We start from the raw sequence: 19373 nt of genomic DNA, 5'->3' as shown, positions 1-19373 counted from the left end.
CCTTGCCCTCCACCGGGCCGCCCACGAAGCGGCCGAGGAGATTCGTGTCCACACCCAGAACCCCCCGCGCCGCCGTGCTCGGCCTGACCGTCGGGGCGCTCGTCGCCGGCGGCCTGGTCCTGGCACCCGCCGCGTCCGCCGCGCCATCGACGACCATCGTGATCAACGAGGTCTACGGCGGCGGTGGCAACTCCGGCGCCACCTACAAGAACGACTTCATCGAGCTGAAGAACATCAGCGCCGCGCCCGTCAGCGTCACCGGCTGGTCGGTGCAGTACGCCCCGGCGACCGGCAGCACCTGGCAGGTGACCGGTCTCAACGGGACCATCGCACCGGGCGGCCGCTACCTGGTCGCGGAAGCGGCCGGAGCGGCCGGCACCGCCGATCTGCCCGCCCCGCGCACCACAGGCACCATCAACATGTCCGGCACGGCCGGCAAGGTCGCGCTCGTGAACAACGCCACCATGTTGAACACCGTCTGCGGAGCAGCCTGCGCGGGCGGTGCCGGCGTCGTGGACTTCGTCGGGTTCGGCACCACGGCCAACAGCTTCGAGGGCACCGGACGTGCACCCGCGCCGTCCAACACCAACTCTGTGTCCCGCAACGCCGCCGGTGCGGACACCGACAACAACAACGCCGACTTCGTCGCTGGTGCGCCCACCCCGGAGAACGTCGACGTCACCGATGACCCGGCCGCCCCGCGCACCTGCCCGACCGGCCCGATCGCGATCGGCACGATCCAGGGCTCCGGCTCGGCCAGCCCCTGCGTCGGCGAGACGGTCACCGTCAGCGGCACCGTCGTCGGCGACCTCCAGGACGGCGGCTACCGCGGCTTCCACGTCCAGGACGGCGGTGACGGCGACGACGCCACGTCCGACGCCGTCTTCGTGTTCTCCTCCACCCCGGTGTCCCTGGGTGACCAGGTCACCGTCGCAGCCACCGTCGCGGAGTTCGAGGGGCTCACCGAGCTCGTCAGCGCCACGGCCACCGTCACGAGCAGTGGGGGCCCGCTCCCCGCCGCCGCGGTCCTGCCGCTGCCGTCGACCACCGAGCAGCGGGAGGCGCTGGAGGGCATGCTCGTCGCCCCGGCGTCCGACCTCACCGTCACCGAGGTCTTCAACCTCAACCGCTTCGGCGAGATCCTGCTCGCCCAGGGCGGTCGGCTGATCAGCCCGACCGAGGCCGCCGACACCGGTGGCCCCTCGGCGGCAGTGGCCGCTCAGAACGCCGCGCGCTCCATCGTCCTCGACGACGGCCGCACGACGAACTACAGCACCGCCCCGGCTCAGGCACCGCCGTACCTGACGGTGGCGGACCCGGTCCGCGTCGGTGACACCGCGCAGCTGCAGCCGCAGGTGCTGAGCTACGGCTTCGGTCTCTGGCGCCTGCAGCCGGCGGACGGCACGGCGGAGGGCAACGAGTTCGCCGCGACCAACCCCCGTCCGGCCGCACCGGGCCCGGTCGGTGGCGACCTGCGGATCGGCGACTTCAACGTGCTGAACTACTTCGTCGACTTCCCCTCCGAGTTCGGCGACAACGCCCGCGGCGCCACGGACGCCGAGGAGCTGGCCGAGCAGCAGGCGAAGATCGTCACCGCGATCACCGCGCTGAACGCCGACATCATCACGCTGCACGAGATCGAGAACTCCGCGGTGCTCACGCCGGAGACCCCGTACCGCGCGGTGGAGACCCTGCTCGCGGCCATCGAGCAGGCCGACGGGCACGACTGGAACTACGTCCAGGCCCACGAGGACACCGACGTCATCACCAACGCGGTCATCTACCGCACGGACAAGGCGACCCCCGTGGGTGCGCCGCTGGCCTACAACGGCCCGGAGTTCGACAACGCCCGCTCCCCCATCGGCCAGACCTTCCGCGCCGGGGACGAGACGTTCTCGATCATCGCCAACCACCTGAAGTCGAAGGGCAGCTCCTGCGGGGCGGCCAGTGACGACACGTCGGTCGGCGGGGCGGGCAGCTGCAACGGCGACCGGGTCGCCCAGGCACAGGCGCTCGTCGCCTTCGCCGAGACGGTGAAGACGTCGTCCGGCGACCAGGACGTCCTGCTGACCGGCGACTTCAACGCCTACCGGTACGAGGACCCGATCGACGTCGTCACCGGCGCCGGTTACACGGACATGGGCCCGGTGCTGGCCGACGGCCAGTACAGCTACGTGTTCGACGGTGGCTCCGGCTCCCTCGACCACGTGTTCGCGTCGCCGTCCATCGTGGCCAAGGTGACCGGCCTGGCGGTGTGGGACATCAACGCGGTGGAGAGCTTCGCCTACGAGTACGACTCGCCGTACGAGGGTCTCTACGCGCCGTACGCCTTCCGGGCGAGCGACCACAACCCGACCGTGTTCGGGCTGACCACGGACATCCCCGCCACGGCGGCGATCTCCGACCCCAAGCCCCTGCGGGGCGACCGGGTCACGGTCACCGGCACCGGGTTCGACGCCGGGACGACGGTGCAGGCGACCCTGCCCTCGCGCAACGGCGCCGTGCTCGGCACCGGGGTGGCCGACGCGAACGGCGCGGTGAGCATCACGTTCACCGTTCCGGTCCTGCTGACCCAGGGCGACTACCCGGTCGCGCTGACCGCGGTCGACGGCGAGAAGGCCCTGACGTCCTTCACGCTGCGGCCGGCCTACCAGGACGCGCTGCTGATCATCCTGCGGTTCCTCACCACGCACCGCTGATCTGACGGTTCGACCCACGCGGCGGCCGCGTCGCCCGGAGCTCTCCTCCGGGTGGCGCGGCCGCCGTACCGTGGAGGCATGACCACGTCCGCGGAGAAGCAGCCGACCGTCAGCAAGACAGACGAGGAATGGCGCGCGCAGCTGTCGCCCGAGGAGTACGCGGTGCTCCGGCAGGCCGGCACCGAGCGCCCCTGGACCGGTGAGTACGTCGACACCAAGACCGTCGGTGTCTACGAGTGCCGCGCGTGCGGCGCCGAGCTGTTCCGGTCCGAGACGAAGTTCGACTCGCACTGCGGATGGCCGTCGTTCTACGAGGCGTCAGCTGCCGACAACGTCGTCCTCCGCGAGGACCGCAGCCTCGGGATGCTGCGCACCGAGGTCCTCTGCGGCACGTGCCACAGCCACCTCGGGCACCTGTTCGACGACGCGCCGCAGACCCCCACCGGCGACCGCTACTGCATCAACTCGGTGTCCGTCCGGCTCTCCCCTTCGTGACCCTCCGGGTCACACCGCGACCAGGAGCCGTCCCCGGGCGCGCAGAGCCGATGCACGGCTCCCCGCCGGGAGGCCTCCGGCCCCCGCGCCGCGGCCCGTCCTACGCCAGGTCCTGGATCAGCTCTGCGATCGACTTCCGGACGCCGGTGTAGAACGGCACCTCCTCGCGGACGTGCCGCCGCGCCGTCGAGGCCCGCAGCTCGCGCATGAGGTCGACGATGCGGTGCAGTTCGTCGGCCTCGAAGGCGAGCATCCACTCGTAGTCGCCGAGCGCGAACGAGGCGACGGTATTGGCCCGGACGTCGGCGTACCCGCGCGCCAGCTTCCCGTGCTCGGCGAGCATGAACCGGCGCTCCTCGTCGGGCAGCAGGTACCACTCGTAGGAGCGCACGAACGGGTAGACGCAGACGTAGCGCCGCGGCTCCTCGTCGGCGAGGAACGCCGGAATGTGGCTCTTGTTGAACTCGGCGGGGCGGTGCAGCGCCATCTGCGACCACACCGGGTCCAGGTGCCGGCCGAGCGTCGTGCGGCGCAGGCGGGTGTAGGCCTCCTGCAGCGCCTCGGGCGTCTCCGCGTGCCACCAGACCATGACGTCGGCGTCGGCCCGAAGGCCCGCGACGTCGTAGACCCCGCGGACGACGACGTCCTTGCCGGCGAGCTCGTCGAGCAGCGCCGCCGCCTGGTCGGCCGCCGCGGACCGCTGGTCGTCGGCGAGCGGCCTGGCCAGCTTGAAGACCGACCACATCGTGTAGCGGATGGAGGCGTTCAGCTCGTTGGCCCGCTTTCCGAGGCTGCGTTCATCGGTGCCCTGCTCGCTCATGCCGCCATTGTCCCCTGCCGCCGGCCGACTCAGCGGGCGGAGGTGGGTGCGTGCGCCGCGCGCACGGGCGGCGGGGTGTGCGCCTTGCGGCAGTCGTCGCACGACGCCATGAACGGGCGGTGGCGCAGGCAGCGGAAGGGTCGGGGTGCGAGCTGGTGGATGAAGGGGTGGTGCGTGGTCACCCCGTTCTCAACAGCGCGGCCATGACCGTGATGCCCGCCGTCACGGTGTCCTCCGCCACGGTCCGGCGCCGGGTCACAGCAGGGCGTCGACCGCGCGATGCGCGTCGCGGATGCAGGCCGGGACGCCCACGCCCTCGAAGGCCGCACCGGCGATCGCCAGGCCCGGCACGTCGGCGACTGCCGACCGGATCGCCGCGACCCGCGCGGGGTGGCCGACAAGGTACTGCGGCAGTCCCCCGCCCCAGCGCACCAGCCGGGTCTCCAGCGGCGCGGGCCGCTCGAGGTCCAGCAGGTCGGCGACATCAGCGACGACCGCCGCGGTGAGGTCGTCGTCGGACCGCTGGAGCTCCGCCTCGTCGCGGAACCGGCCGACCGAGGAGCGCACCAGCACCGCGTCTCCGCCGGCCAGATGCGGCCACTTGGACGACGACACCGTCACGCCCTTGACCAGTCGCCCGGTGACCGGCGGCACGAGCAGGCCGGACCCGGCGTCGACGTCCTGCGCCGGGAACGCCATCGCGACGACCGCCATCGACGCGTACGGGATCCCCTGCAGCGGTTCGACCGCTCCTGGGGCCACCTGGGCCAGCAGCCGGGCGGCCTTCGGTGCCGGCGCGGTGACGATCACGGCATCCGCGGTCAGCAGCTCGGGTGCCGCCACCGGGCCGATCGAGAGCTCGAAGCCGGTCGCCGTCCGACGCAGGCCGTGCGCCGGCGTGCGCAACCGGACCTCCGCGCCCGAGGCCGCCACCAGCGCCTCCGGCAGCGCGCCGATGCCGTCCCGCACAGTGGCGAACACGGGTCCGTCGGCGTCGCCCCGGCTGCGCACGCCGGCATCGCGGGACGCCGCCGCAGCGCCCAGCACCGAACCGGCGGCCGGCAGCTGCGCGGTGAGGGCCGGCATCGTCGCCGCCAGGGACAGCTCGTCCGCCCGCCCCGCGTAGACCCCGCCGAGCAGCGGCTCGACCAGCCGGTCGACCACCTCGTCGCCGAGCCGTTCGCGCAGCACCGTCCCGACGGCGACGTCACCGTCCAGCCGCAGCGGCGGCAGCTCGCCTTCTGCCCGCACCCGCGCGACGCCGTCCGGGGACAGGAAGCCGTCGAGCCCGTCGGCCGAGGCGGGTACGCCCAGGACGGTGCCCGCCGGCAGGGGGTGCCGGCCGTCGGGCAGGACGACGGACGCCTGGGTGGTCGCCGGGGCGACGAGCCGGTCGCCGAGCCCGAGATCCTCGATCAGTTTCACGGCCTCGGGCACGCGGGCGAGCACGGCCTCGGGGCCCGTGTCGTACCAGTGCCCGGCCAGCTCGACGCGGTGCAGCTTGCCGCCGATCCGCTCACCGGCCTCGAGGACGACGATCTCGTCGTCCGGACGCCGGCGGCGCCACTCGAAGGCGGCCGCGAGGCCGGTGATCCCGGCCCCGACCACGACCAGCCGGCGGGTCATCCCGCGGTCAGCTCGTGCACCAGGTCGGCGACGTGGGTGAGCGCGCCGGGATCGGTGTCGGGCAGCACGCCGTGGCCGAGGTTGAAGATGTGCCCCCGCGCGGCGCGGCCCTGCTCGACGACGCGGCGCACCTCGCGGTCGACGGTCGCGCGGTCGGCGAGCAGGACGGCGGGGTCGAGGTTGCCCTGCAGCGACCGGCCGGGCCCGACCCGGCGTGCCGCCTCGTCCAGCGGCACCCGCCAGTCCACCCCGACCACGTCGGCGCCGGCGTTCCCGATCAGCGGCAGGAGCTCGCCCGTCCCCACGCCGAAGTGGATGCGCGGCACGTCCCGCGAGCCGATCGCCTCGAACACCTCGCGCGAGTGCGGCAGCACCAGCGTCTCGTAATCGGCGGCCGACAGCACACCGGCCCACGAGTCGAACAGCTGGACCGCGGCGGCGCCGGCGTCCATCTGGACCTTCAGGAAGGTGGCCGCGGACAGCGCGAGGCGCTCCATCAGCCGCGCCCACGCGGCGGGCTCGGCGTACATGAACGCCTTGGTGCGTGCGTGCTCCTTCGACGGACCACCCTCGATCAGGTAGGTCGCCAGCGTGAACGGTGCGCCGGCGAACCCGATCAACGGGATCGGCCCCAGCTCCCGCACGAGCGACCGCACGGCCGTGGTCAGGAAGTCGAGGTGGGACGGGTCGAGCAGCGGCAGCGCGTCGACGTCGGCCACCGAACGGATCGGGTCGGCGATCACCGGGCCGACGCCGGGCTTGATCTCGATGTCCAGCCCCGCGACGACGAGGGGCAGCACGATGTCGGAGAACAGGATCGCGGCGTCGACTCCGTGCCGGCGGACGGGCTGCAGGGTGATCTCGGTGACCAGGTCCGGGTCCTGGCACGCATCGAGCATCGCCGTCCCGGCGCGCAGTGCCCGGTACTCGGGCAGCGACCGGCCGGCCTGGCGCATGAACCAGACGGGCGTGTGGCTCACCGGCAGGCCGCGGGCCGCTCGGACGAGGTTCGAGTCGGAGGGCAGATCCGGTCGGACCGGGTCGGAGGCGGCAGTCACGACTGGCCATTCTCCCAGATGACGGCGGGCGACCGGACCGCCGTCCGGCGACACGCGTCCGGGACGCGTGCGGCGCGTCGGGAGCGGTGTGCTATCCGGCGGCCTACCCTGCGCACGTGGAGCCCACCAGCCTGGCCAGTGCCGGGGACCGAGGCAGGGAGACGGTGGGGGGCATGGTCGACGACGAACCCCCGGCCGCGTTCCGCGCCGCCCTGGAGGCCCTGGCCAGCGTCCGGGCCAGGCCCGAGATCGTCCTCGAGCACATCCCCGCCCCGCAGCGACTCGCCCCCTGGGCGCACGCCGTCGGCGCGCGGGTCGCCGAGCCCGGCACGGACGAGGACGACGACTTCGAGATCGCCAGCGCCCGCTTCATCGTGCTGTTCGACCCCGACGGGCACGAGGCCTGGAACGGCACCACCCGATGCGTGGGCTATCTGTCGGCCGGCACCGACGAGGAACTGGTGGACGACGCCATGTTCTCCGAGGTCGCGTGGAGCTGGCTCACCGACGCCCTGACCGACGCCGGAGCGACCCACCACAACGTCGGCGGCACGGTCACCCGCACCGCGTCCACCCGCTTCGGGGACCTCGCCGGACCCGAGCACACGGTCGACGTCGAGATGCGTGCCTCGTGGACGGCGGAGGACACCGACCTCGACCGGCACCTGTCGGCGTGGCTGGAGGTCCTCGGCAACGCGGCCGGTCTGCCGCCGCCTGGAGTGCATCTGCTGGGTCCCTCCGACCGCGGCGGCAGCGAGACTCTCTAACATCGGTACTGACAGTCGGGCGCCAGCCCGCTGAGCCGGTGCTCCCGCTTCCGGCGTCCCGTGCGGCTCCGGCACGGCGACGCACCCGGGGCCGGCGGGCCCGACCGACGAGGACCGGCAAGAAGGTGGACGGCAACTGAGCACCGAGCCCACTCCCCACCCGGCGGACGAACCGGTGGCGGAGACTGCAGCAGACCCCGCGCCCGAGGCCGTCGTCGAAGCAACTCCGCTCCTCGCTCCCCGCGACGGCTTGCCGCCGGTCATCGAGACCTCCACCCAGCTCGTGGAGTACGCCGAGGCGCTGCGGAGCGGCACCGGCCCGGTGGCCGTCGACGCCGAGCGGGCCTCCGGCTACCGCTACGGCCAGCGCGCCTACCTCGTGCAGATCCGCCGCAACGGCTCGGGCACCGGCCTGGTCGACCCCGTCCCCCTGCCCGACCTCTCGGTGATCCAGGACGCGATCGGCGACGCGGAGTGGGTACTGCACGCGGCGAACCAGGACCTCCCGTGCCTCGCTGAGATCGGGCTGGTGCCCAAGCGGCTCTTCGACACCGAGCTCGCCGCCCGGCTCGCGGGGCTGCCGCGGGTCGGCCTCGGCGCGGTCGTCGAGTCGCTGCTGGGCTTCTCGCTTCAGAAGGGGCACTCCGCCGCCGACTGGAGCACGCGCCCCCTGCCCGAGGAGTGGCTGGTCTACGCGGCGCTCGACGTCGAGGTGCTCGTCGACCTACGCGACGCGCTGGCCGCGATCCTCGAGGAGCAGGGCAAGACCGACTGGGCCCGCCAGGAGTTCGAGGCGATCCTGGCCGCCGGTCCCCCGGCCCCCCGGATCGACCCGTGGCGGCGCACCTCCGGCGTGCACGGCCTGCGCAGCCGCCGACAGCTGGGCATCCTGCGGGCGCTGTGGCAGGCCCGCGACGACATGGCTCGCAAGCGGGACATCGCTCCCGGGCGGGTGCTCCCGGACTCCGCGATGGTCTCCGCCGTCCAGGCCGATCCGGTGAACGAGGGCGCGCTGCTGGAGCTGCCGGTCTTCCGCGGCCGCGCCAACCGCCGGCTGGTGGGCATCTGGTTCGGCGCGATCGCCCGCGGCCGCGCTGTCTCGGAGACGGAGCTGCCGCTGCACAGCAAGCCGGGCGAGGGCCCGCCACCGGTGAACCGGTGGTCGGACCGCGACCCGGCCGCGGCGACCCGGCTGCAGGCCGCCCGGGCGGGTCTGGCCGAGATCTCGGAGAAGAACTCCGTGCCGGTGGAGAACGTCCTCTCCCCCGACCTCGTGCGTCGCGTCATGTGGAGCCCGCCGGAGCCGCGGGAGGCCTCGACGGTGGCCGAGGCCCTGCGGGCCGGCGGCGCGCGGGAGTGGCAGATCGAGCTGACGCTCGACGTCCTCGCCGACGCCGTCATCAAGGCCTGAGAGGGGCCCCGGCCTGCGCCGGGGCCCCTGTCGTGCCTCAGTGCCCGGTGGCGGCCGCCCTGCGCCGGGCGAGCGCGTCGACGCTGGCTGCGAGGAGCAACACCCCGCCGGTGATGATGAAGTTCAGGTACGCCTCGGTGCCCAGCAGACCCAGCCCGTTGGCGATGATCGCCACCACCAGGCCACCCAGCACCGCGTCGCGCGCCCGGCCCCGCCCACCGAAGAGGCTGGTGCCACCGATGACCGCCGCGCCGACTGCGTACAGCAGCGTGTTGCCACCACCGGAGCCCGGCGCGACCGACCCGAGCCGGGCGGCCGCGACGATGCCGCTGATCGCCGCCAGGGTCGACCCGATCACGAAGACCAGCACCTTGATGCGGGTCACGCTGATGCCTGCCCGCCGGGCCGCCTCGGCGTTGCCGCCGACCGCGTAGACGTGCCGGCCGAAGCCGGTACGACCCAGGACGAAGGTCAGGACGAGCAGCAGGAGGATCACGATCGGCACCGCGTACGGGATGCCGGCGAGCACGAACCCCGGGGCCGGAGCCCGGTCCACGCTGAGCACCGCGGTGACCAGGACGACCACCGCGGCGATCACCCCGATCCGGACGAGCACCACGGCGAGCGGCTGGTGCGCCAGCCCCTTCGCCTTCTGGGTGCGCCACCGGTTCAGCTGCAGCCCGGCGTAGAGCGCGATCACCACCAGGGCCAGGACCCAGCCGAGCACCACCGGCAGGTTCTTGTCGCTGATCGCGGAGATCACCGGGTCGCGGACCGGCACGGTGCCGCCCTCGCCGATGAGCCGCAGCGTGAAGCCCTGCCAGCCCAGGAAGAGCGCCAGGGTGACGACGAAGGACGGGATGCCGACGAGCCCCACCAGGCTGCCCGTGAACAGGCCGATGAGGACGCCCGTGAGGATCGCCGCCAGCACGGCGACGTACCAGGGTGAGCCGGCGTCGGCCAGGAGCTTCGCCATGACGGCCGCGCACACGCCGCTGACCACGCCCGCGGACAGGTCGATCTCCCCGAGCAGCAGGACGAAGACCAGTCCCATCGCCAGGATGATGATCGGCGCGGCCTGGTCCGCCAGGTTCGCCATGTTGCGCGGGGTCAGGAAGGTCTCCGGACGGAGGGCGGTGAACAGCAGGCCGAGGGCCAGGATGCCGAGGATGGCCGGCAGCGCGCCGAGGTCACCGCCGCGGACCCGGTTGACATACGCCCGGGCGGCACCGCCGAGGGAGTCGGTGCCCTGGTCGGCCTCGAAGCCGGACGGCGCTCCACCCGGCTCCTGGGAGCTGGTGGTCGTGGAGATCGTGCTCGACATGGCCTCAGACCTCCACTGCAGCGGCTTCGGCGGGGGCGATGCCGATCTCGCCGGACCGCCCGGCCGTGATGAGCTCGATCACCTGGCTGCGGTTCACCTGGGAGATCGGGATGTCGGCGGCCATGCGGCCCAGGTAGAGCGCGGCGACCCGGTCGGCCACCTCGAACACGTCGACCATGTTGTGCGTGATGAACAGGACCGCGTGGCCGGTGTCGGCCAGCCGTCGGACCAGATCCAGGACCTGACGCGTCTGCGCGACGCCGAGCGCGGCGGTGGGCTCGTCCAGGATCACGACCTTGGATTCCCACAGCACGGCCTTGGCGATCGCCACCGTCTGGCGCTGGCCACCGGAGAGGCTGGACACGAGCTGGCGCACGGACTTCAAGGTGCGGACGGAGAGCTTGGTCAGCGTCTCGCGAGCGGCCTGCTCCATCGACACCTCGTCGAGAAGCAAGCCGCGCTTGCGCTCGCGTCCGAGGAACATGTTCTGGACGACGTCGAGGTTGTCGGCCAGCGCGAGGTCCTGGTAGACGACCTCGATGCCCAGGGCGGCGGAGTCCCGCGGCCCGGAGACGGTGACCGGGCGGCCGTCGAAGAGAATCTCACCGCCGTCGATCGCGTGGATGCCCGCGATGGCCTTGATGAGCGTGCTCTTGCCGGCCCCGTTGTCGCCGACCAAAGCGGTGACCTGGCCGGAGAAGACCTTCAGATTGACGCCGTGCAGGACCTGGATGGCGCCGAAGCTCTTGTCGACGCCACGCAGTTCCAGGGTGGGGGTGCCGTCCTCGGGACGGCCGGTCGGTGCGGACACGCCGGGGCCTCTCGGTCGAGCTGTTACGGGAGCAGTGGGTAGCTGCCGGGGCGCCCATCATGAGCGCCCCGGCAGCCGCTGACCACTACTCGATGCCCAGCTCCGTGCACGCGTCGGCGAACTCGCCGGTGCACAGGTCCTCAGCCGTCACGAATTCGTCGTCGACGACGTCCTTGACGTTGTCGCGGAAGATCGCGACCGGCGTCAGCAGGACCGAGGGGACGTCGCGGCCGGCCTCGGTGTCCTCGACGGTGCCCGTGGTCTCGCCCTCCTCGCCGTTGATCAGCGCGGTGGCCAGCTCGGCGAGCGCGTTGGCCTCCTCGCGGATCGACTTGTAGACCGTCATGCACTGGTTGCCGGCGAGGATGTTCTGCAGACCCTCGACCGTGGCGTCCTGGCCGGTCACGTTGTTCGCCCCGGCGGCGTTGTTGCGCTCCAGGATCTGGATCACCGAGTTCGCCAGGCCGTCATTGGCAGCCAGGACTCCCTGGATGTTGCCGCCGGCCTGGGTGTACATCTGCTCGAAGATCGTCGCGGCCTGCTGGTTGTCCCACTCCGGCACCGCCTGCTCGGCCACCTTGGTGAAGTTCGTCATCGGGTCGAGGACGCTGTGCGCACCCGCGGCGAACAGGGTGGCGTTGTTGTCGTCGGGCGAGCCGTTGAGGAACGCGATGTTCGCGGTCGTGGTCTCGCCGAGGCACTGGGCCAGGCCCTGCCCCTGCAGCTCGCCGACCACGGTGTTGTCGAACGAGACGTAGTACTCGGCCGTGCCGCCCAGGGTGAGCCGGTCGTAGTCGATCGTCGCCACGCCCTCGGCGGACGCCTGCTCCTGGATCTGCGCGCCCGAGGCGGAGTCCAGGTTGACGATCGCCAGGACGGTGGCGCCCTCGGTGATCATCTGCTCGGCGATGGTGGCCTGCCGCTGGGCGTCGCCCTCGGCATTCTGGATGTCGAACTCGACTCCGGCGTCCTCGAAGGCCGCCTCGAGGTACGGGCGGTCGAAGTTCTCCCAGCGGACGGAGGACTCGGTGTCGGGGAGGATCACGCCGACCTTGCCGGCGGACTCGCCGCCGCCACTGCCACTGCCGCTGTCGCCGCCGCCGTCGTCGGAGCCGCATGCGGCCAGGCTGAGAACGAGGGCGGCTCCGAGAGCCGTCATCAGGGTGCGCCGTCGCGCCATGACTGTCCTGCCATTTCGTTGGGGTTACAGAGGAATTCCAGCGGCACATCTTGCGCGCCCCCGGCCTGTGACTGCAAGCACACCCCTCGTCCGTTGCCGGACCGTGACCGTTCGGGTGACCGGCGAAGGCGATGCTGGGCTTGGCGACTTGGTTACCGACGGGTAACTTTGGGCCCGCCGTGCCCTGTGTCCGGGCCGCGGTCCCGAACTCCTGCGGAGGTCCTGTGTCACTGGAAGAACGGCGGCCACGCTCGCTGCGTGAGGTCGTCTTCGTCGACGGCGTACGCACTCCCTTCGGCAAGGCCGGCCCGAAGGGCATCTACGCCGAGACGCGCGCCGACGACCTGGTCGTGCGCTGCATCCGCGAGCTGATGCGCCGCAACCCGGCGCTGCCGGCCGACCGGGTCGACGAGGTGGCCATCGCCGCCACCACCCAGATCGGCGACCAGGGCCTGACGCTGGGTCGCACGGCCGCGCTGCTGGCCGGGCTGCCGAAGTCCGTGCCCGGCTACTCGATCGACCGCATGTGCGCCGGCGCGATGACCGCGGTGACCACCACCGCCAGCGGCATCGCATTCGGCGCCTACGACGTCGCCATCGCCGGCGGCGTCGAGCACATGGGCCGCCACCCGATGGGTGAGGGCGTCGACCCCAACCCGCGGATCATCAGCGAGAAGCTGGTCGATCCCTCCGCGCTGGTCATGGGCTCGACGGCGGAGAACCTGCACGACCGCTTCCCGCACCTGACCAAGGAGCGCGCCGACGCGTTCGCCCTGGCCAGCCAGCAGAAGTACGCCAAGGCCGTGGCCAACGGGCAGATCGGCCCGGAGCTGGTCACGGTCGCGACCCGATCGGCCGAGCACGGCTGGGGCGTCGCCACGGTCGACGAACCGCCGCGTCCGCAGACCACCCTCGACGGGCTTGCCTCGCTGAAGACGCCGTTCCGTCCGCACGGGCACGTGACCGCCGGCAACGCCGCGGGCCTCAACGACGGGGCGACCGGCTGCCTGCTCGCCGCCGAGGACGTCGCACTCGAGTTGGGCCTCAACGTCGGCATGCGCCTGGTGGGCTACGGGTTCGCCGGCGTCGAGCCCGAGGTGATGGGCGTCGGCCCGGTGCCGTCCACCGAGAAGGCGCTGGCCCGCACCGGCCTGTCGATCGAGGACATCGGGCTGTTCGAGCTCAACGAGGCCTTCGCCGTCCAGGTGCTGGCGTTCCTCGACCACTTCGGCATCGCCGACGACGACGACCGGGTGAACCCGTGGGGCGGCGCCATCGCCGTCGGCCACCCGCTGGCCTCCTCCGGCGTCCGGCTGATGACGCAGCTGTCGCGGCAGTTCGCCGAGCGGCCCGATGTCCGCTACGGCCTCACCGCCATGTGTGTGGGTCTCGGCATGGGCGCCACCGTGATCTGGGAGAACCCGAGCTGGGAAGGGGCGTCGAAGTGACGACCGCAGTGTTCGAGAACGAGGTCGTGACGGCCGCCAAGGTCCGCTACCTGACGCTGCCCGGCCTGGCCGGTGAGTTCGCGCTCATCACGATCGACAACGGCCACGACCACACCAAGCCGTCCACGTTCGGCCCGGGCGGCATCGCCTCGCTCGATGCTGCCCTGGACGAGATCGCGGCCCACTCCCCCGCCCCTGTCGCGATCGGCGTGACCGGCAAGCCGTTCATCTTCGCCGTCGGCGCGGACCTCTCCGGCGTCCCGTCGGTTCCCGACGCCGCGGCGGCCCGGGAGATCGCCGAGACCGGGCACCGCGTGTTCCGCCGCCTGAAGGACGCCGACGTCCCGACGTTCGCGTTCGTGAACGGCGTCGCCCTCGGTGGTGGGCTCGAACTGGCGCTGCACTGCCAGTACCGGACCATCAGCGGCGGCGCGATGGTCGCCTTCCCCGAGGTGTTCCTCGGCCTGGTGCCGGGCTGGGGCGGCACCCAGCTGCTGCCGAACCTGATCGGCATCGACGCCGCGGTCACCGTGATCGTCGAGAACGCCCTCTCCCAGAACAAGATGCTCCCCGCGCCGAAGGCCGCGAAGCTCGGCATCGCCGACGCGGTCCTGGAGCCGGCCGACTTCCTCGAGCGCTCCCTGGAATGGGCGGTCGGCGTGCTCGGCGGCGACGTTCCCGTGACGCGTCCCGAGGTCGACCGCTCGGCCTGGGACGAGGCGATCGCACGGGCCACGGCGATCGTCGCCGCCCGCACGCGGAATGCCTCCCCGGGTGCGGTGCGGGCCGTGGAACTGCTCCACCTGGCGCGCAACGGCGTCGAGGCCGAGGCGTTCACGACCGGCACGGCGGCCGAGGACGACGCGCTGGCCGACCTGCTCATGAGCGACGAGCTCCGGGCGTCGCTCTACTCCTTCGACCTCGTGAACAAGCGGGCCAAGCGCCCGGCCGGGGCGCCGGACAGGAGCCTGGCCCGCCCGGTCACCAAGGTCGGCGTCGTGGGCGCGGGTCTGATGGCCAGCCAGCTGGCGATGCTGATCGTCCGTCAGCTCGAGGTGCCGCTCGTCCTCACTGACATCGACCAGGCACGGGTCGACAAGGGTGTCGCGTACGTGCACGGCGAGCTGGACAAGCTGGCCGGTCGCGGCCGGCTCACACAGGACAAGCTCAACCGGCTCAAGGGCCTGGTCACCGGCTCGCTGACCAAGGACGCCTTCGCCGACGCCGACCTCGTGATCGAGGCCGTCTTCGAGGAGATGTCGGTCAAGCAGCAGGTGTTCGCCGAGGTCGAGGCCGTGGTCTCGCCGGAGTGCGTGCTGGCGACCAACACCTCCGCGCTGTCGATCACCGAGATGGCCTCGAAGCTGGAGCACCCCGAGCGGGTCGTCGGGCTGCACTTCTTCAACCCGGTCGCGGTCCTGCCGCTGCTGGAGGTCGTGCGTGCCGAGCAGACGGACGACGCGGCGCTGGCCACCGCGTTCGCCGTCGGCAAGGCGCTGAAGAAGAGCTGCGTGCTCGTGGCCGACGCCCCGGCGTTCGTGGTCAACCGGCTGCTCACGCGCTTCCTCGGCGAGGTCACGGCGTCGGTCGAGCAGGGCACCCCCGTGGCCGTGGCCGACCGGGCGCTGGACCCGCTGGGCCTGCCGATGAGCCCGTTCGACCTGCTCACGCTGGTCGGGCCGCCGGTGGCGCTGCACGTGGCCGAGCGGATGCACGAGGCGTTCCCCGACCGGTTCGCCGTCGGCGAGGGCCTGAGGAAGATGGTCGAGCTGGGCAAGTCGAGCGTCTACAGCGAGCCCGGCGTCATCGACCCGGAGCTCGAGGGCATCGACGCCGGCGACTCCCCGCTCACCGAGGACGAGGTGCGGTCGCGGGCAGTGAACGCGTTGGCCGAGGAGATCCGGCTCATGCTCGACGAGGGCGTCGTCCAGGCGGTGCAGGACATCGACCTGTGCATGCTCCTGGGCGCGGGCTGGCCGTTCTGGCTGGGCGGCATCTCCGCCTATCTGGACCGCTCCGGCGTCTCGGAGAAGATCACCGGCGAGCGGTTCCTGCCGCCCGGGGTGGCCTCGCTCCCCGCGTAGATCGCGGCCGCACAGCCCGAGGGCCCGGGCCCCTCAGCGGAGAGGGGTCCGGGCCGTCGTTTTCGGCCCCGTCCGGAGGCTCGCCCTGAGCTTGCGAAGGGTGAGAGGGACGGGGTCCTTACTCCTTGGGGAAGGCGTCGCCGGTCTCGAGGAGGCTCTTCAGGTCGCTGAGGATCCACGGCCACCCGCCGCCGCCCATCTCGCCGAACGCGTTGTTGCCCGACGTCATGGCGTACAGGCTCGGCATGCCGGCCAGCTCGTGGGTGACGGTCAGGCGGCAGACGCCGTCCTGACCCGGTCCCTCGATCTCCCAGGTGAGCCGGCTGAAGCCCTCGGCTGCGGCGGTCGGGTCCATGAGCATCCGCCAGGTCTGCACCAGCCGGCGGGGCGGGTCGGCCTCCACCACCTCGCCGTCGACGATGACCTCGGGGATCTCCCAGCCCATCGCCGCCGACGCCTGCTTCATCTCGTCGGTGGCGAACGACCGGTAGCTGCCGCCCGCCCGCAGCTCGTACTCGGCGGGCGCGGAGTAGCCGTACCGGCCGTTCCAGTCCTTGTCGGTGATCGCCTGCCAGATCCGCTCCGGCGTGGCCTTGATGTAGATCCGGTGGACCTGCGTCGTACCGGTCGCCTGGTCGGTGCCGGTCGTCTCGGTGCTGGTCATCGTTCGCTCTCCAGTTCGTTCTTGAGGTCGATGAGCGCCGCGACGTGGCGCTCCGTGTACTTGTCGATCCACCGGTCGTGCACCTCGCGGATCGGCACCGCGTTCAGGAAGTGCAACTTCTCCCGGCCCGACCGTCGGGTGACGACCAGGTCGGCCTCCTCCAGGACCTTCAGGTGCTTCATCACGCCGTAGCGCGTCATGGCCACCGCCGACTCGAGCTCGGTCAGCGTCTGGCCCTCACGGGCGAACAGCAGGTCGAGCAGGAACCGGCGCGTCGGGTCGGCGAGCGCCTTGAACACGCGGTCGTCGTCCGTCACATGCGGGACGATAGGTGACCAAAAGGTCACATGTCAACTACTTCGGCGCCGGGTCGAACCTTGGACAGCGGACGCGAGAATCGGAGCGTGACCGTGACCTTCCGCGAGAGCGTGCGCGGAGCGCCCTTTCTGGAGCTGCTGGACGTGATGGTCGGCAAGGCCGCGACCGTCGGCCTCGTGGCCTCACCCTTCGAGCAGAAGCACGCCCTCCCCTACGACCTGCACCTGGCCGACGCCGGTGGGCAGACGATCATGGGCTCGATCACGTCCGAGGACGACGCCTGGGTGGAGATGTCGAAGCCGGAGTGGCGCGAACTCGTGAGGGGGACTCGCCGGTTGCGACGGATCCGCGTGCGGGCGGACCGCAGCTAGCTGCACAGCGTTGCGCACGGGACGGCCATTCGGGATGCCGTCCTGGCCGCTGGAGGGACAACGCCTCCGCTGCCTCAGCGGAACTTGGCGGTGAGGCTGTCCATCGATCGGTTCACCGAGGCGACCTTGATGTGCGAGATCCCGCCGGTCGCGCCGGCGGCCAGCATCGCCTCGTGCCCTGCACGGAGCGTGGCCCAGACGAGGTCGTCGTCGCCCTCGACCGTCGTGCCGAGCGCCCCGACCTCGTAACGCAGTCCGGACGCCTGGAGGACGGCGATCGCGGCCTCTACGTGCGCATGCGGGTTCTCCGCAGTACCCGGCGGCGAGGGCGCCACCTGGATCTCCGCGATCACGCCTTGTCCACCGGCGAGACGACATGGTTCTCGGCCCGGTCGGCGAGCTTCGCCGTCCATTCGGCGATGCGTCGCGCGACGTCCTGCTCGGTGAGCCCCACGTCGGCGAGCACCTGACCGCGGCTGCCGTGGTCGAAGAACCGCTGCGGCAGCCCGACCGCGCGCACCGGCACGTCGCACTCCCGGTCCTGCAGCGCCTGGGTCAGCGTGGTGCCGACGCCCCCGGCCCGGCCGCCGTCCTCGACGGTGACGACCAATCGGTGCCCGGCCGCGAGGTCGACGAGCTCGTCGGCGACCGGAAGGACCCAGCGGGGATCCACGACGGTCACCTCGATGCCGTGGTCGGCGGCCCGCTCGGCGACGGCGAGGCCCATCGGCACCATCGACCCGACGGCGACCAGCAGCACGTCCGGGCGGTCCCCGCGGCGCAGCACGTCGACCGGCCCGCGCCGCTCCAGCGCCGGGATGTCGACCGGCGGCACGCCCTTCGGGAAGCGCACGACCGTGGGTCCGTCGGTGACCGCGACCGCCTCGCGCAGGGCCTCGCGCAGCGTCGCCTCGTCGCGGGGCGCGGCCAGCCGCAGGCTCGGCACCACCGAGCAGATCGACATGTCCCACATGCCGTTGTGCGAGGCGCCGTCGGTACCGGTCACGCCGGCCCGGTCGAGGACGACGGTCACCGGCTGCCTGTGCAGCGCGACGTCCATGAGCAACTGGTCGAACGCCCGGTTCAGGAACGTCGAGTAGACCGCGACGACGGGGTGCAGGCCGCCCATGGCCAGGCCGGCGGCCGAGGTGAGCGCGTGCTGCTCGGCGATGCCGACGTCGAACGTCCGCTCGGGAAAGCGCTCGGCGAAGGCGGCGAGCCCGGTCGGGTGCAGCATCGCGGCAGTGATGGCGACGACGTCCGCCCGTTCGGTGCCGATGCGCACCAGCTCGTCGGAGAATGCCGCCGTCCAATCGCGGGCCGCGGCCGTCGACGCCCCGCTGTCGGGGTCGAAGACGCCGGTCGCGTGCCAGGCGTCGATCTGGTCGGTCTCGGCCGGCGGATAGCCGAAGCCCTTGGTCGTGACGGCGTGCACGATGACCGGCCCGCCGAAGGACCGGGCCCGGCGCAGCGCCGACTCCATCATCTCGACGTCGTGGCCGTCGACCGGGCCGACGTACTTGAGGCCGAGGTCCTCGAACATGCCCTGCGGGGAGAGGACGTCCTTGAGGCCCTTCTTGATCGCATGCAGCGCGTCGTACAGCGCCGTCCCGACGACCGGGGCCCGCTGCAGGGCCTGCCGGACGGCGTTGAGCGCGTCCTCGTAGCCCGGCCGCAGCCGCAGGGTGGCCAGGGCGTCGGCCACTCCCCCGATGGTCGGTGAGTAGGAGCGGCCGTTGTCGTTCACCACGATGACGACGGGGCGGTCGTCGGCCGCGGCGATGTTGTTCAGCGCTTCCCACGCCATCCCGCCGGTGAGCGCGCCGTCGCCGATCACGGCCACGACGGGCCGCTTGTCACCGCGGACGGCGAAGGCCTTGGCCAGCCCGTCCGCGTAGGACAGCGACGTCGACGCGTGGCTGTTCTCCACCCAGTCGTGCTCGCTCTCGGCGCGGCTCGGGTAGCCGGACAGTCCGCCGCGCTGGCGCAGTCGCTCGAATCCCTCGACCCGGCCGGTGAGCATCTTGTGCACGTAGGCCTGGTGGCCGGTGTCGAAGACGATCGGCTCGCGCGGGGACTGGAAGACCCGGTGCAGAGCGATGGTCAGCTCGACGCAGCCGAGGTTGGGGCCCAGGTGGCCGCCGGTCTTCGCGACGCTGGAGACCAGGGCGCCACGGATCTCCGCCGCGAGGGCGGGGAGCTGATCTGCCGCGAGAGCCCTGAGATCGTCAGGGCCCCGGAGCGATTCCAGGAGCGGCACGGCTCGGCGGTGTCCTCTCTCCGGCGGGAGCGCGGCG

The 19373-nt window shown here is 72.1% G+C and carries 17 protein-coding genes; 7 read left to right on the top strand and 10 right to left on the bottom strand.

The genetic code is table 11. The annotated features are described in order from the left end of the window. Nucleotides 1-44 precede the first annotated feature (44 nt). Both E4P38_RS10235 and msrB read left to right on the top strand, forming a co-directional pair. Nucleotides 45-2699, top strand: coding sequence for an ExeM/NucH family extracellular endonuclease (locus E4P38_RS10235; protein WP_135131713.1), 2655 nt, complete (start codon nucleotides 45-47; stop codon nucleotides 2697-2699). Between the two features lie 78 nt (nucleotides 2700-2777). Then, complete coding sequence (msrB, locus tag E4P38_RS10230) at nucleotides 2778-3194, top strand: peptide-methionine (R)-S-oxide reductase MsrB (protein ID WP_135131712.1); 417 nt, start codon at nucleotides 2778-2780, stop codon at nucleotides 3192-3194. Nucleotides 3195-3294: 100 nt separating this feature from the next. Here msrB and hemQ read toward each other — a convergent pair whose 3' ends face one another. The 3 genes from hemQ to hemE all read right to left on the bottom strand — a co-directional run bounded on the left by hemQ (nucleotide 3295) and on the right by hemE (nucleotide 6698). After that, the gene (gene hemQ / locus E4P38_RS10225; RefSeq protein ID WP_135131711.1) at nucleotides 3295-4014 is read right to left on the bottom strand and encodes a hydrogen peroxide-dependent heme synthase; all 720 of its coding nucleotides are present in this window, start codon (nucleotides 4012-4014) and stop codon (nucleotides 3295-3297) included. A 255-nt stretch (nucleotides 4015-4269) separates the two neighbouring features. Continuing rightward, the gene (hemG, locus tag E4P38_RS10220) at nucleotides 4270-5640 is read right to left on the bottom strand and encodes a protoporphyrinogen oxidase (protein WP_135131710.1); all 1371 of its coding nucleotides are present in this window, start codon (nucleotides 5638-5640) and stop codon (nucleotides 4270-4272) included. Further along, nucleotides 5637-6698 (bottom strand): uroporphyrinogen decarboxylase, encoded by a 1062-nt coding sequence (gene hemE / locus E4P38_RS10215; protein ID WP_135131709.1) that lies wholly within the window; start codon nucleotides 6696-6698, stop codon nucleotides 5637-5639. The genes hemG and hemE overlap by 4 nt, the downstream gene beginning before the upstream one ends. Before the next feature lie 116 nt (nucleotides 6699-6814). Between hemE and E4P38_RS10210 the strand changes: the two genes are divergently transcribed. After that, complete coding sequence (locus E4P38_RS10210) at nucleotides 6815-7465, top strand: DUF3000 domain-containing protein (protein WP_245160928.1); 651 nt, start codon at nucleotides 6815-6817, stop codon at nucleotides 7463-7465. Between the two features lie 175 nt (nucleotides 7466-7640). Continuing rightward, nucleotides 7641-8876 carry a ribonuclease D gene (locus E4P38_RS10205; protein ID WP_245160927.1) on the top strand — a complete coding sequence of 412 codons (1236 nt, stop codon included), beginning with the start codon at nucleotides 7641-7643 and terminating at the stop codon, nucleotides 8874-8876. 37 nt (nucleotides 8877-8913) lie between these two features. Here E4P38_RS10205 and E4P38_RS10200 read toward each other — a convergent pair whose 3' ends face one another. From E4P38_RS10200 to E4P38_RS10190, 3 genes are all read right to left on the bottom strand, one after another. After that, on the bottom strand, nucleotides 8914-10200 hold the full coding sequence (locus tag E4P38_RS10200) for an ABC transporter permease (RefSeq protein ID WP_135131707.1): 1287 nt from the start codon (nucleotides 10198-10200) through the stop codon (nucleotides 8914-8916). A 4-nt stretch (nucleotides 10201-10204) separates the two neighbouring features. Continuing rightward, nucleotides 10205-11011, bottom strand: a complete 807-nt coding sequence (locus E4P38_RS10195; protein WP_135131706.1) for an ATP-binding cassette domain-containing protein — start codon at nucleotides 11009-11011, stop codon at nucleotides 10205-10207. Nucleotides 11012-11096: 85 nt separating this feature from the next. Further along, nucleotides 11097-12191, bottom strand: a complete 1095-nt coding sequence (locus tag E4P38_RS10190; protein WP_135131705.1) for a substrate-binding domain-containing protein — start codon at nucleotides 12189-12191, stop codon at nucleotides 11097-11099. Nucleotides 12192-12415: 224 nt separating this feature from the next. Between E4P38_RS10190 and E4P38_RS10185 the strand changes: the two genes are divergently transcribed. Further along, the gene (locus E4P38_RS10185; RefSeq protein WP_135131704.1) at nucleotides 12416-13639 is read left to right on the top strand and encodes a thiolase family protein; all 1224 of its coding nucleotides are present in this window, start codon (nucleotides 12416-12418) and stop codon (nucleotides 13637-13639) included. Then, nucleotides 13636-15723, top strand: a complete 2088-nt coding sequence (locus E4P38_RS10180) for a 3-hydroxyacyl-CoA dehydrogenase NAD-binding domain-containing protein (RefSeq protein WP_135131703.1) — start codon at nucleotides 13636-13638, stop codon at nucleotides 15721-15723. Before E4P38_RS10185 ends, E4P38_RS10180 begins: the two co-directional genes overlap by 4 nt. A 118-nt stretch (nucleotides 15724-15841) precedes the next feature. On the opposite strand, the gene E4P38_RS23505 is transcribed toward E4P38_RS10180, so the two are convergent. Beyond that, nucleotides 15842-16387 (bottom strand): SRPBCC family protein, encoded by a 546-nt coding sequence (locus E4P38_RS23505; RefSeq protein ID WP_135131702.1) that lies wholly within the window; start codon nucleotides 16385-16387, stop codon nucleotides 15842-15844. After that, nucleotides 16384-16704 (bottom strand): metalloregulator ArsR/SmtB family transcription factor, encoded by a 321-nt coding sequence (locus E4P38_RS23500; RefSeq protein WP_135131701.1) that lies wholly within the window; start codon nucleotides 16702-16704, stop codon nucleotides 16384-16386. The genes E4P38_RS23505 and E4P38_RS23500 overlap by 4 nt, the downstream gene beginning before the upstream one ends. Before the next feature lie 87 nt (nucleotides 16705-16791). Here E4P38_RS23500 and E4P38_RS10165 point away from each other — a divergent pair, with 87 nt between their 5' ends. Next, on the top strand, nucleotides 16792-17076 hold the full coding sequence (locus E4P38_RS10165) for a hypothetical protein (protein ID WP_135131700.1): 285 nt from the start codon (nucleotides 16792-16794) through the stop codon (nucleotides 17074-17076). Nucleotides 17077-17150: 74 nt separating this feature from the next. Here E4P38_RS10165 and E4P38_RS10160 read toward each other — a convergent pair whose 3' ends face one another. Both E4P38_RS10160 and dxs read right to left on the bottom strand, forming a co-directional pair. Continuing rightward, complete coding sequence (locus E4P38_RS10160) at nucleotides 17151-17429, bottom strand: thiamine-binding protein (RefSeq protein ID WP_245160926.1); 279 nt, start codon at nucleotides 17427-17429, stop codon at nucleotides 17151-17153. Continuing rightward, complete coding sequence (gene dxs, locus E4P38_RS10155) at nucleotides 17426-19336, bottom strand: 1-deoxy-D-xylulose-5-phosphate synthase (protein ID WP_135131698.1); 1911 nt, start codon at nucleotides 19334-19336, stop codon at nucleotides 17426-17428. The genes E4P38_RS10160 and dxs overlap by 4 nt, the downstream gene beginning before the upstream one ends. Between the last annotated feature and the right edge of the window lie 37 nt (nucleotides 19337-19373).

This window comes from Blastococcus sp. CT_GayMR16, from assembly GCF_004570875.1.
Lineage (GTDB): Bacteria > Actinomycetota > Actinomycetes > Mycobacteriales > Geodermatophilaceae > Blastococcus_B.
This window is presented reverse-complemented; position numbering and strand designations above follow the sequence as displayed.